At 73.1% G+C, this 13,052-nt stretch carries 11 protein-coding genes; 8 read left to right on the top strand and 3 right to left on the bottom strand.

Annotation, left to right across the window (positions count from 1 at the left end; genetic code table 11):
* Window positions 1–8: 8 nt before the first annotated feature.
* Window positions 9–809, bottom strand: coding sequence for an aminotransferase class IV family protein (locus LNW71_RS22625; protein ID WP_250969892.1), 801 nt, complete (start codon window positions 807–809; stop codon window positions 9–11).
* 88 nt (window positions 810–897) lie between these two features.
* Here LNW71_RS22625 and LNW71_RS22630 point away from each other — a divergent pair, with 88 nt between their 5' ends.
* Both LNW71_RS22630 and cutA read left to right on the top strand, forming a co-directional pair.
* Window positions 898–1,521 (top strand): NAD(P)H-dependent oxidoreductase, encoded by a 624-nt coding sequence (locus LNW71_RS22630; protein ID WP_250969893.1) that lies wholly within the window; start codon window positions 898–900, stop codon window positions 1,519–1,521.
* 69 nt (window positions 1,522–1,590) lie between these two features.
* A complete protein-coding gene (gene cutA, locus LNW71_RS22635) occupies window positions 1,591–1,929 on the top strand; it encodes a divalent-cation tolerance protein CutA (protein ID WP_250969894.1) in 339 nt (112 codons plus the stop codon).
* Here cutA and LNW71_RS22640 read toward each other — a convergent pair.
* Together LNW71_RS22640 and LNW71_RS22645 are read right to left on the bottom strand one after the other, a co-directional pair.
* Entirely contained in the window at window positions 1,881–4,016 is a 2,136-nt protein-coding gene (locus tag LNW71_RS22640) for a molybdopterin oxidoreductase family protein (protein WP_250969895.1), read from the bottom strand. The genes cutA and LNW71_RS22640 overlap by 49 nt on opposite strands.
* A gap of 106 nt (window positions 4,017–4,122) precedes the next feature.
* On the bottom strand, window positions 4,123–4,857 hold the full coding sequence (locus LNW71_RS22645) for a vancomycin high temperature exclusion protein (RefSeq protein WP_250969896.1): 735 nt from the start codon (window positions 4,855–4,857) through the stop codon (window positions 4,123–4,125).
* A gap of 117 nt (window positions 4,858–4,974) precedes the next feature.
* Between LNW71_RS22645 and LNW71_RS22650 the strand changes: the two genes are divergently transcribed.
* The 6 genes from LNW71_RS22650 (at window position 4,975) to LNW71_RS22675 (ending at window position 13,043) form a co-directional block, all read left to right on the top strand.
* On the top strand, window positions 4,975–5,793 hold the full coding sequence (locus LNW71_RS22650) for a Cof-type HAD-IIB family hydrolase (RefSeq protein ID WP_250972110.1): 819 nt from the start codon (window positions 4,975–4,977) through the stop codon (window positions 5,791–5,793).
* An 89-nt stretch (window positions 5,794–5,882) separates the two neighbouring features.
* Window positions 5,883–6,824, top strand: a complete 942-nt coding sequence (locus LNW71_RS22655) for a sirohydrochlorin chelatase (RefSeq protein ID WP_250969897.1) — start codon at window positions 5,883–5,885, stop codon at window positions 6,822–6,824.
* A gap of 35 nt (window positions 6,825–6,859) precedes the next feature.
* On the top strand, window positions 6,860–8,179 hold the full coding sequence (locus tag LNW71_RS22660; protein ID WP_250969898.1) for a deoxyguanosinetriphosphate triphosphohydrolase: 1,320 nt from the start codon (window positions 6,860–6,862) through the stop codon (window positions 8,177–8,179).
* A gap of 229 nt (window positions 8,180–8,408) precedes the next feature.
* On the top strand, window positions 8,409–9,668 hold the full coding sequence (locus LNW71_RS22665) for an FAD-dependent oxidoreductase (RefSeq protein ID WP_250969899.1): 1,260 nt from the start codon (window positions 8,409–8,411) through the stop codon (window positions 9,666–9,668).
* A gap of 126 nt (window positions 9,669–9,794) precedes the next feature.
* The gene (gene dnaG / locus LNW71_RS22670) at window positions 9,795–11,702 is read left to right on the top strand and encodes a DNA primase (protein WP_250969900.1); all 1,908 of its coding nucleotides are present in this window, start codon (window positions 9,795–9,797) and stop codon (window positions 11,700–11,702) included.
* 195 nt (window positions 11,703–11,897) lie between these two features.
* Window positions 11,898–13,043, top strand: a complete 1,146-nt coding sequence (locus LNW71_RS22675; RefSeq protein WP_250969901.1) for an RNA polymerase sigma factor — start codon at window positions 11,898–11,900, stop codon at window positions 13,041–13,043.
* The last annotated feature ends 9 nt before the right edge of the window (window positions 13,044–13,052 follow it).

The following is a 13,052-nucleotide window of genomic DNA, read 5'->3' on the forward strand; positions in this document are numbered from 1 at the left end:
CCGCGGCGTCAGACGGTTTCGCGGGGCGCGTTCCCGTACGCGGTGTCCAGCCGCTTCATCAGGTCCTCGTCGACCGTGAACGGGGTGTCGTCGATCTGCCGGACCGGCGCGATGCCCTGTGAGTTGGTGACGAAAGCCGACCGGAAGGCCCCCAGCCCGTCCAGCGTCACCGGGCGGCGCCGGGACGGCACCCCCGCCCCGGGCAGCTCCTGCTCCAAGAGCGCCATGGTGATGCCGAGCAGGGCCGGAGCCTGTGGCCAGACGACCGAAGTGCCGTCCCAGAAACCGATGTTGGTGATGGAACCCTCGGTCACCGAGCCGTCCGGCAGGGTCAGTACGGCGTCGTCGAAGCCCGCGCGGGCGGCGAGCATCCCGTAGTACGTCTGGCCGAACTCGCCGGGGCGCTTGAGATGCGGCACGGTGCGGGCGTACGGGACGGACATCATGCTCTTCGGTTCGGTGGGCATCCGCGCCGGCCCGCGCACCGTGACCATGACGGTCGTGGCGGTGCCGCCCGGCGGCAGGAACCCGTACACCCGCACCGAGGCGTCCACCACCCCCGCGCTCCGCAGCGCGTGCCGGATCAGCTCGCGCACCCGCCCACCCTCCAGGGGGAGTTCGAACAGCTCCCGGTTCGCGGCGTCCAGCCGGCCGAGATGCAGCTCCAGGCCGCGTACCCCGCCCTCCCTGACCTGCATGGCGGTGAAATGGCCGTAGTTGAAGAAGGCCGCCGTCCGCAGATCGTCCTCGGTGGCCGGATGCCCGTCGAACTCGGCGTACGGGGTGGCTGCGGCTGCTGGAGTGGTCATGCCTTCCACCGTATGCCGACACGCGCGGCGGGCGGGCCGGGGATGCGGCGCTTGACCTCAACCATGGTTGACGTACGAGGCTCTTCCCATGGACCTCACCACAGCTGGAACCACAGCCACCCTCGCGCCCGCCACCGCCCCGCTGAAGGTCGCGGTCATTCTCGCCAGCAACCGCGAGGGCCGCTTCGCCCCCGTCGTCGCGGACTGGTTCCTCTCCCGCACCGACGGCGACCCCGCGGTCGTGACCGACCTGATCGACATCGCCGGTCTCGACCTGCCGACCGCCCTCTCCTACCGCCCCGGACCCGAGGAACAGGCCCGACTGGCCGAGGTGTCGGGCCGGCTGGCGGACGCCGACGCCTTCGTCGTCATCACTCCCGAGTACAACCACTCCTACCCGGCCCCGCTCAAGAACCTCATCGACTGGCACCGCGCCGAATGGCAGGCCAAACCCGTCGGCTTCGTCTCCTACGGCGGGGTCTCCGGCGGGCTGCGGGCGGTAGAGCACCTGCGGCAGGTCTTCGCCGAGCTGCACGTCGTAGGGGTCCGCGACACCGTCTCCTTCCACAACGCCGGTGCGCTGTTCGACGACGAGGGCAGGCACCTGGACCCGGCAGGCCCCGACGCCGCCGCGAAGACGATGCTCGACCAGCTGGTCTGGTGGGGCCGGGCGCTGCGGGACGCGAAGGACGTCCGGCCGTACGGCGGCTGACAGGGCGGCAGCGGGCCGGACGCCCGACAATGGGGGGCAGGACCGCTGCCGACTCCGAGGAGACCGAAGGTGACTTCGCCCGCATGGCTGACCGTGCTGACCACGACGGACAGCGAGGAGAAGGCCAAGCTGCTGGCCCAGGGGGCGGTGGAGGCGCGGCTCGCCGCCTGCGTCCAGATCTCCGCGCCCGTCACCTCGGTCTACCGGTGGCAGAACGCCATCGAGACCACCGAGGAGTGGCAGCTGCTGTTCAAGACGACGGCCGAGCGGTACCCCGAGCTGGAGGAACACCTCCAGGAGGCGCACGACTACGACACCCCGGAGATCATCGCGCTGCCGGTGGTACGGGGCAGCGCCCGCTACCTCGGCTGGGTCTCCGCGGAGACCGCCCCGGTCACGTCGCCCTGAGGCCCCGCGCCCTCCACCCGCACCGCGCACACCTTGAACTCCGGCATCCGCGACACCGGGTCCAGGGCCGGGTTGGTCAGGGTGTTGGCCCGGCCCTCACCCGCCCAGTGGAACGGCATGAACACCGTGTCCTGACGGATCGCCACGGTGATCCGGGCAGGCGCCACCGCCCTCCCGCGCCGTGAGATGACGGCGACCGGATCACCCTCGGCCACCCCGATCCGCTCGGCGAGCCGCGGATGCAGCTCCAGGTACGGACCCGGGGCGGCGGCGTTCAGCTCCGCCACCCGGCGGGTCTGCGCCCCCGACTGGTACTGGGAGACGACCCGCCCGGTGGTCAGCACCACCGGATACTCCGCGTCCGTCTCCTCGGCGGCCGGGCGGTGCGTCACGGGGACGAACCGGGCCCGCCCGTCGTCCGTGGCGAACCGGTCCAGGAACAGCCGCGGCGTACCGGCGTGCGCCGTGTCCGGGCACGGCCAGAACACCCCGTCCTCGGCCACGATCCGCTCGTACGTGATGCCCGCGTAGTCCGCCGGACCGCCCGCCGAGGCCCGCCGCAGCTCGTCGAAGACCTCCTCGGGGTCGGCCGGGAAACCCTTCCCGTGCCCGAGGAGTGCGGCCAGCCCGTGCAGCACCTCAAGATCGCTCCGCACCCCCGGCGGCGCACCGACCGCCCGCTGCCGCAACAGCACCCGCCCCTCCAGGCTGGTGGTGGTGCCGGTCTCCTCCGCCCACTGCGTCACCGGCAGCACGACATCTGCCAGCGCGGCCGTCTCCGACAGCACCACGTCGGCGACCGCGAGGAAGTCCAGCGACCGCAGCCGCTCCTCCACATGCCCGGCGTGCGGCGCGGACACCACCGGGTTGGAACCCATCACCAGCAGCGCCCGCACCTCGGTGCCGAGCGCGTCCAGCAGCTCGTACGCGCTGCGCCCCGGGCCCGGCAGCGCGGCCGGGTCGACGCCCCACACCCCCGCGACATGGCGGCGGGCCGCCGGATCGGTGAGCTTGCGGTAGCCGGGCAACTGGTCGGCCTTCTGGCCGTGTTCACGACCGCCCTGGCCGTTGCCCTGGCCGGTCAGGCAGCCGTAGCCGGACAGCGGCCGGCCCGCCCGCCCGGTGGCCAGCGCGAAGTTGATCCAGGCGCCGACCGTGTCCGTGCCCTTCGACTGCTGCTCGGGTCCGCGCGCCGTCAGCACCATCCCGCTCTCCGCGGCGCAGAACATCTCCACGGCCGCACGCAGCTGCGGCACCGGAACACCGGTCAGCCGCTCCACCAGCTCCGGCCAGTGGGCCATCACCCCGGCCCTGGCCCCGGCCCAGCCGCTGGTGCGCTCCCGTACGAACTCCTCGTCCACCCGCCCCTGCGACACCACCAGATGCAGCATCCCGAGCGCCAGCGCCAGATCGGTGCCGGGCCTGGGGGCCAGATGGAGGTCGGCCTGCTCGGCGGTCCTGGTGCGGCGCGGGTCGATGACGATCAGCCGGCCGCCGTTCTCGCGCAGCTCGGTCAGATAGCGCAGCGCGGGCGGCATCGTCTCCGCGAGGTTCGATCCGACCAGGATCACGCAGCCGGTGCGGGGGATGTCCTCCAGCGGGAACGGCAGCCCGCGGTCGAGGCCGAAGGCCCGCTGGTGTGCGGCGGCCGCCGACGACATGCAGAACCGCCCGTTGTAGTCGATCTGCGAGGTCGCGAGCACCACCCGGGCGAACTTCCCCAGCGCGTACGCCTTCTCGTTGGTCAGCCCACCGCCCCCGAACACCCCCACGGCATCGGCCCCGTACGCCGCCCGCGTCCCCCGCAGCCCCGCCGCGATCCGCCCCAGCGCCTCGTCCCATCCGGCCGGCTCCAGCTCCCCGCTCGCCGCGCTGCGGACCAGCGGCCCGGTCAGCCGCACCGCCGAGGAGAGCACGGCGGGCGCGGTCCGGCCCTTGCCGCAGAGCGCGCCCCGGTTCACCGGGAAGTCGGTGCGTTCCTCCACCTCGACCACCGCGCCACCGGCCACCGGGCGCAGGTTCATCCCGCACTGCAGCGCGCAGTACGGGCAGTGGGTCGCGGTGGCGGCAGTCTCGGTGCTGGTCATCCCCTCAGCCTGCGAGCCGGGTGTTACACGGGCGCCCGCTCCGGGTTACGCCCCCGGTACACGCACCTCAGCCCGCCCGGCGGCCGGCGGTGAGGTGCACCGGATCTCACCGGGCATCCGCCGCCAGGGCCCTCTCGACCCCGGGCTCCCGGGGCCCCAGGAAGTGCGGGTCCGGCTCGAACAGGGCGTCCAGCGCCGCCTTCCCCGCCGCGAACACCTCCCGCGTCCCGCCGTAGTACCAGGTCACATCGTGTACGGCTTCGACCCCGACGCCGTACGCGTCGATCCCCGCCGCCCGGCACAGCGCGATGGCCCGCCGGACATGGAACCCCTGGGTCACCAGCACCGCACGGTCCACCCCGAAGATCTTCTTGGCCCGCACGCACGAGTCCCAGGTGTCGAAGCCCGCGTAGTCGCTGACGATCCTGCTGTCCGGCACCCCGTGCGCGACCAGGAACCTGCGCATCGCGTCCGGCTCGTCGTACTCCACCCGGCTGTTGTCGCCGGTCACCAGCACGACCTTCACCTTCTTGTCCCGGTACAGCCCGGCGGCGGTCCGCAGCCGGTTCGCGAGATACGGCGACGGCTTCCCGTCCCACAGGCCCGCCCCGAACACCACGGCGACCTGCTGCGCGGGCGCGTCCGCCGCCGTCCTGACCCGGGCGTCGGCGACCGAGTGCATCCAGGTGGCTGGTGCCAGGCCCAGCACACAGGCGGCCATCACCCCCTGCACGGCCCGGCGCCGCCCCCGCCGGGTCCGCGGCAGCCTGGGCCGCAGCCGGGCGGCCGCCCTCCTCAGCCGGGCCCCGCCCGCCCCCGCTCCCCATCGCCCCACCCGCATAGAAGCCCCCGTTCCCTTCCGTCCCGTGCCGGCCGTCCCGTATGACTTGACGTCCGGACGGCGAGAAGGGTTCTCCCGGACGGCCGTCGGTAGCATCGGCCGATGCTGCTCCCACGGCTGATCGCCTCAGATCTCGACGGCACCCTGCTGCGCAACGACGGCACACTCTCGCCCCGCACCCTGCGCGCGCTGCGCACGGCCGAGGGCGCCGGAGCGGAGATCGTCATCGTCACGGCCCGCCCGCCCCGGTTCGTCGACCGGCTCGCGGAGGCCACCGGCCTGGTGGGCACGGCGGTGTGCAGCAACGGCGCGCTCGTGTACGACATCGCCACGCGCACCGTCGTCTCCTCCCGCGTCCTGCCCCTGACCACCGCCCAGCGGGTGGCCACGGCACTCGGCGCCGCCGTCCCCGAGGTGGGCTTCGCCCTGGAGACCGGCAACCAGGTGCTGTACGAGCCGGCCTACCGGCTGCGCCTGTCCGAGGACGTCGGCGCCGAACTGCCCGTACCCACCCTCGCCGACCTCTGGCTGACCGAGGCCCCCGTCACCAAGCTGCTCGTCTGGTCGGACCGGCTCGACGCGGACACCCTGCTGGCCGCGGCCAGGCAGGGCGCGGGCGACGAGGTGCAGCTCACGCACTCGGGCGGGCGCGGGCTGCTGGAGATCAGCGCGCCCGGCGTCACCAAGGCCGGCACCCTGTCGATGCTGTGCGCGGGCCGGGGCATCGACGCCGCCGAGGTCATCGCCTTCGGGGACATGCCCAACGACCTGTCCGTACTCGGCTGGGCCGGCACCGGCTACGCCATGGCCAACGCCCACCCGGCCGTGCTGGCCGCCGTGCCGACGCACACCCTCAGCAACGAGGAGGACGGGGTCGCCGAGGTCATCGAGCGGCTGTTCGCCGGCGCGGAACGGACCGGGTCCGCGGTCGCCTGACAGTGCGCCCCGACGCCCGGTGAGGCCGCGGTAAACACCCGTGACCGGGACGCAACGACGCGGCAACCTGCGCCCGGCACCATCGGTCCATGACGGAGCCGGCACCGGAACACACCCAGGAGTCCCTGCCCCTCGACAGCACGGCGCAACTGCTGACCAGCATCACCGCACAGCTCGGCAACCAGCTCAGCCTCGTCTCCCTGAACGGAACCCGACGGCCCATGCACCGCACCCGGCACCAGCCCGCACAGGGCAACGTGAGCCCCCTGACACCCGCCGCCCCCGCCCTGGTCGCCGTCGCGCACGGCAGCCGGGACCCGCGGGCGCTGCGCACGGTCACGGAACTCCTGGGCCGGGTGCGGGAGCTGCGGCCGGGCCTCGACGTCCGGCTCGGACACATCGAGCTGAACGAACCCCTCCTCCCCGACACCCTGGACGCGCTGGGCGACGGCGAGGCGGTCCTGGTGCCGCTGCTGCTGGGCCGCGGCTACCACGTCAAACAGGACATCCCGCAGGCCGTCGCCGGCGCCCCCGCCCTGCGCACCCGGACCGCCGCCCCGCTCGGCCCGCACCCGTTGCTGGTCGAGGCGCTGCACGGGCGGCTCGCCGAGGCGGGCTGGCAGCCCGCGGACGACGGCAACCGCAACAGCGCCGTGGTCCTCGCCGCCGCCGGTTCGCGCGACCCCGAGTCCGCCGCCGACACCCGCCGCACCGCGCAGCTGCTCAGCGAACGGCTCGGCGGGGTGCCCGTCGTGCCCGCGTACGCCTCCGCGGCGACGCCCACCGTGCCGGCCGCCCTGCGCGCCCTGGCCGCACGGGGCCGCCGACGGGTCGCCGTCGCCTCGTACTTCACCGCCCCCGGACGCTTCGCCTCGGCCGCGGCCGAGGCCGCGCCGTGGATCGCCGCCGCCCCGCTCGGCGCCCACCCGGCGATGGCACGGCTGCTGCTGCACCGCTACGACCAGGCACGGGCGACCGGTCCGGCCGTACACGAAACTCTGATGAACACACATTTCCTGGCGTCCGCCTGAGCCCGCATGTCAGCCCGGCCGTTTAATGTCGACCCATGGACGGCACGCACGACACGCACGGCCCGCAGGAATCAGACATGGCACCCTACGGCGCCGCCGACGCCGAGCGCTGGGACACCGAGTCGGACAAACGACCGGGCCGCACCGCTTTCCAGCGGGACCGCGCCCGGGTGCTGCACTCCGCCGCGCTGCGCCGGCTCGCCGGGAAGACCCAGGTGGTCACCCCCGGCACCCGCAGCTACGCCTGGGACGCCAGCCCGCGGACCCGGCTCACCCACTCGCTGGAATGCGCCCAGGTCGGCCGCGAGCTCGGCGCCGCGCTCGGCTGCGACCCGGACCTGGTCGAGACGGCCTGCCTCTCGCACGACATGGGCCACCCGCCCTTCGGCCACAACGGCGAGCAGGCACTCAACGACTTCGCCTCCGACTGCGGCGGGTTCGAGGGCAACGCCCAGTCGCTGCGCCTGCTGACCCGGCTCGAACCGAAGCGGTTCGTGCCCGACACCCGTACCGGTGAACTGGTCAGCGTCGGACTCAACCTGACCCGTGCCGCCCTCGACGCCGCCACCAAGTACCCCTGGCCCCGGGGCGGGCACCCCACCGACCCCGGCTCACCGAAATTCGGGGTGTACGAGGACGACGTGCCGGTCTTCGACTGGTTCCGCAAGGGTGCCCCGCAGGACCGCAAGTGCTTCGAGGCCCAGGTGATGGACTGGTCCGACGACGTGGCGTACTCCGTCCACGACTTCGAGGACGGGCTGCACGCCGGGCACATCGACCCCAACTGCCTGGACGCCGAGCCGGAGCGGCAGGAGATCTGGGCGGTCGCGATCGGACGGTACGTCCCGGCGGACACCGACCCGCAGGAGCTGTCCGAGGCTCTGGACCGGCTCATCGGCCAGGACTGGTGGCCGCACGGCTACGACGGTTCGGCCGTCGCCCAGGCCCGGCTGAAGGACGCCACCAGCCAGCTGATCGGCCGGTTCTGCCTCGCCGCCGAGAGCAGCACCCGCCACGCGTACGGCACCGGCCGCCTCGGCAGGTACGGGGCCGAGCTCGTCGTACCCCGCGAGGCGCACCACGAGTGCGCGGTGCTCAAGGCGGTCGCCGACCGCTACGTCATGCAGCGCGCCGAGCAGGAGGCGATCCGCGCCGACCAGCGGATCATCATCGCCGAACTGGCCGCCGCGCTGACCGCCCGCGCGCCGGAAGGACTGGAGCCGCAGTTGCGGGCGCTGTACGAGGCGGCCCCCGACGACCGCTCCCGCAAGCGCGTCCTGGTCGACCAGATCGCGGCGCTGACCGACGCGTCGGCCCGCACCCTGCACCACTCGCTCACCGCGTCCGGCCGATGAACCCCTCCCGGACCCCTCCCGCGCGGCCCGGCGGGCGAAGACGGTCCCGGCCGGCACCGGTCCCGGCCCCCTCACCGCCCCACTCGTGGGCCGTCCTGCCGGCACCGGCCGGCGGACCGGCCCACGACCACTGGGTGTGACCTGATCGGGTCACACCCCCTTTCGCCATCACGCTGCGTGCGGGACGCTCGCAGTTGGCGCCGCGCAGCAAGCACCGAGGAGGCATCAAGTGGTCGACGCACATCGGACGTTCGTCATTGTCGGCGGAGGACTGGCCGGAGCGAAGGCAGCGGAGACGCTCCGGTCGGAGGGGTTCAGCGGCCGGGTCATCCTGATCGGCGATGAGCGGGACCACCCGTACGAACGCCCGCCGCTCTCCAAGGGCTACCTGGCCGGGAAGGAGGACCGCGACAGCGTCTTCGTCCACGAGACGGCCTGGTACGCGGGGGCCGACGTCGAGCTCCACCTCGGCCAGCCCGTCACCGTGCTGAACCGCGACGCCCGCTCCGTGGAGCTCGGCGACGGCACGGTCATCCACTACGACAAGCTGCTCCTGGCCACCGGCGCCGAGCCGCGCCGCCTCGACATTCCCGGTACCGACCTGGCCGGCGTCCACCACCTGCGCCGCCTCGCCCACGCCGACCGGCTGCGCAACGTGCTGGCCGCGCTCGGCCGTGACAACGGCCACCTGGTGATCGCCGGAGCGGGCTGGATCGGTCTGGAGGTCGCGGCGGCGGCCCGCGGATACGGCGCGGAGGTCACCGTCGTCGAACCCGAGCCGACCCCGCTGCACCGTGTCATCGGCCCCGAGCTCGGCCAGATCTTCACCGATCTGCACAGCGACCACGGCGTCCGCTTCCACTTCGGCGGCCGGCTCACCGAGATCGTCGGCCAGGACGGCATGGTGCTCGCGGTCCGCACCGACGACGGCGAGGAGCACCCCGCCCACGACGTCCTCGCCGCGATCGGGGCCGCCCCGCGAGCCGCCCTCGCCGAAGCCGCCGGCCTGGAGATCGCGCCCCGCGCCCAGGGCGGCGGCATCGCCGTCGACGCCTCGCTGCGCACCAGCGACCCGCACATCTACGCGGCCGGTGACGTCGCCGCCGTGGCCCATCCGCTGCTCGGCACCCGGCTGCGGGTGGAGCACTGGGCCAACGCGCTGAACGGCGGCCCGGCGGCGGCCCGCGCCATGCTCGGGCAGGACGTGCGCTACGACCGGGTGCCGTACTTCTTCTCCGACCAGTACGACCTCGGTCTCGAGTACTCGGGCTGGGCCCCGCCGGGCAGCTACGACCAGGTCGTGATCCGCGGCGACGCGGGCAAGCGCGAGTTCATCGCCTTCTGGCTGAAGGACGGCCGGGTGCTCGCCGGGATGAACGTGAACGTCTGGGACGTCACCGAGACCGTGCAGGAACTGATCAAGGCCGGCCAGCCGGTCGACCCGGACGCGCTGGCCGACCCCTCGGTTCCGCTGGCGTCACTGATCTGAGCAGTCCGGGCCGCCCCCCTGTGCCGGAGCCCCGCAGGCTCCGGCACGGGCGGACCGGGCGGCCGGGCGGCCCGGATCACACCCGCCCGCACCATGACTGTCCTTGCCCACCCGTAGACTTCACTCGTGGCAGGCAGGATCAATGACGACGACGTGAAGGCGGTCCGGGACGCGGTCCCGATCGACGCCGTCGTATCCGAGTACCTCCAGCTGCGCAACGCGGGCGGTGGAAACCTCAAGGGCCTGTGCCCCTTCCACGACGAGAAGTCCCCCTCCTTCCAGGTCAGTCCGAGCAAGGGTCTCTTCCACTGCTTCGGGTGCCAGGAGGGCGGCGACACGATCGCCTTCGTGATGAAGATCGACCACCTGCAGTTCTCCGAGGTGGTCGAGCGGCTCGCCGCCAAGGCGGGCATCACCCTGCGGTACGAGGAGGGCGGGTACAACCCCTCCCACCAGCGTGGTGAGCGGATCCGGCTGGTCGAGGCGCACAAGGCGGCCGCCCAGTTCTACGTCGAGCAGCTGGACGGCCCCGAGGCCGAGATCGGCCGCAAGTTCCTGGCCGAGCGCGGCTTCGACCAGGCCGCGGCCGCCCACTTCGGCGTCGGCTACAGCCCGGCCGGCTGGGACCACCTCACGCGCTACCTGCGCGGCAAGGGCTTCAGCGACAAGGAGCTGATCGCCTCCGGCATCTCCCAGGACGGCAGGCGCGGCCCCATCGACCGCTTCCGCGGCCGGCTGATGTGGCCGATCAGCGACACCTCCGGCGACATCGTCGGCTTCGGCGCCCGCAAGCTGCGCGACGACGACAACGGCCCCAAGTACCTCAACACCCCCGAGACCGCGATCTACAAGAAGTCCCAGGTGCTGTACGGCATCGACCTGGCCAAGAAGGACATCGCGAAGGCCAGCCGGGCCGTCGTCGTCGAGGGCTACACCGACGTGATGGCCTGCCACCTCGCCGGGGTCACCACCGCCATCGCCACGTGCGGCACGGCGTTCGGCGGCGACCACATCAAGATCCTGCGCCGCCTCCTGATGGACAACGGCAGCGCCCGGGTGATCTTCACCTTCGACGGCGACGCGGCGGGCCAGAAGGCCGCCCTGCGCGCCTTCGAGGACGACCAGAAGTTCGCCGCCGAGACCTACATCGCGATCGCCCCGGACAACATGGACCCGTGCGACCTGCGACTGGCCAAGGGCGACGAGTCCGTCCGCGACCTGGTCGAACCCCGCACCCCGCTCTTCGAGTTCGCGCTCCGCCAGATCGTCGGCCGCTACGACCTGGAGACGCCGGCCGGCCGCGCCGCCGCGCTGGACGAGGCCGCCCCCGTCGTCGCCAAGATCAAGACGGGCAGCGTGCAGCGCGAGGTCGCCGTCCAGCTGGCCGGCTTCGTCGGCATCCTGGACCAGGAGTACGTCGTCCACCGGGTCAACCAGCTCGCCCAGTGGGCCCGTGGCCGGGGCGACCAGCGAGGGCCCGCGCGGGCCTCCTCCCGGGCCGGCGCGCAGCACCAGCAGGTCCAGGCCCCCACCGTCCCCGCCGGCCCCGCGCTCAACCTCCGCAGCCCGGCCCACCGCACCGAGCGGGAGCTGCTCAAGCTCGCCCTGCAGAAGCCCGTCCTGGTCTCTCCGGCCTTCGACGCCTACGGGGTGGACGAGTTCACCGCCCCGCCGTACGCGGCGGTCCGCCAGTGCATCGCGGAGGTGGGCGGCGCCGAGCTGGGCGTCGCCGACACTCGCGAATACCTCGTCCAGGTGCTCGACGCGACCCCCAACGACACGGTGCGCAAGCTGGTCACCGAGCTCGCGGTCGAGGTCTTCCACGGCAAGTCCATCGACGAGGCCTACGCGGGCGAGCACCTGGTCAAGGTCCGTCTGCGCGCCGTCGACCGCAGGATCAACGACGTCCAGGGCAGCCTCGCCCGGCTCGGCAGCAATGTCGCCCCGGACCACCTGGCCGCCGCGCAGAACGAGGTCTGGGTCCTCCAGCAGTACGCCCAGTCCCTGCGCAACAGCGGCGCCGACGCGCTCTGACGGCCCCCGGCCGCACCCTGCGGTAACCGACCGGTCACGGAACGGACTCAGAAAGTCCTCGCACGCCCCTCGTGGCGGCTGTGTGTCGTACCCCACACTGGGTGGCGGTGCCTGAGTCATCGGAGCGCGGCCGGCCCACCGAACGGTGGTCCTCCATCCCCGCGGTCCGGCAGCGATCACCTGGAGGTCGCCCCCGTGCAGACCCGGACCGTGACCGAAACCGAGCGCGTCTCGGCAGTCCCCGCGCAGCACCGGGCCGTGCGTCACCCGGAGGCCGCGGCGGATCCGCCGGCCCCCGTGCCCGCACGGCGGAACGAACCCGGAGCGCCACCGGACCCGCACGACCCGCCCGACCCACCCGAGGCAGTCATGGAGGAGCCGGCGGAGCTGCCCGAACCCCCGGCCTCCCGCGGCCGCCCGGACACCGGCGGACCGTCGTCCGATCTGTTCCGGCAGTACCTGCGGGAGATCGGCCGCATCCCGCTGCTCACCGCGGCCGACGAGGTGGAGCTCGCCCGCTGCGTGGAAGCCGGCCTGTTCGCCGAGGAGCGCCTGGCCCGCACCCCGGACCCCGACACCCGGCTGGCCGTCGACCTGGACCGGCTGGTGGTCATGGGCCGGATGGCCAAACGCCGCCTCATCGAGGCCAATCTGCGCCTGGTCGTCTCCGTGGCCAAACGCTACGTCGGCCGCGGACTGACCATGCTCGACCTGGTCCAGGAGGGAAACCTCGGACTGATCCGCGCGGTCGAGAAGTTCGACTACGCCCGCGGCTACAAGTTCTCGACGTACGCGACCTGGTGGATCCGGCAGGCCATGTCCCGCGCCCTCGCCGACCAGGCGCGGACCATACGGGTCCCGGTCCATGTCGTCGAGCTGATCAACCGCGTCGTACGGGTCCAGCGCCGGATGCTCCAGGAGCGCGGCTACGAGCCGACGCCCGAGGAGGTCGCCGCCCAGCTCGACCTGACTCCGGAGCGCGTCGGCGAGGTGCTGCGCCTGGCCCAGGAACCCGTGTCCCTGCACGCCCCGGTCGGCGAGGAGGACGACGTCTCGCTCGGCGACCTGATCGAGGACGGGGACGCCGCGTCCCCCGTCGAGTCCGCCGCCTTCCTGCTGCTGCGCGAACACCTGGACGTGGTGCTCTCCACGCTCAACGAGCGCGAGCGGAAGGTCGTCCAGCTGCGGTACGGACTGGCGGACGGGCGGCCCCGCACGCTTGAGGAGATAGGCCGGATCTTCGGCGTGACCCGCGAACGCATCCGCCAGATCGAGTCCAAGACCCTCAACAAGCTGCGCGACCACGCCTTCGCCGACCAGCTCCGCGGCTACCTCGACTGACGCACGCGC

This window comes from Streptomyces sp. RKAG290 (assembly GCF_023701695.1).
Lineage (GTDB): Bacteria > Actinomycetota > Actinomycetes > Streptomycetales > Streptomycetaceae > Streptomyces.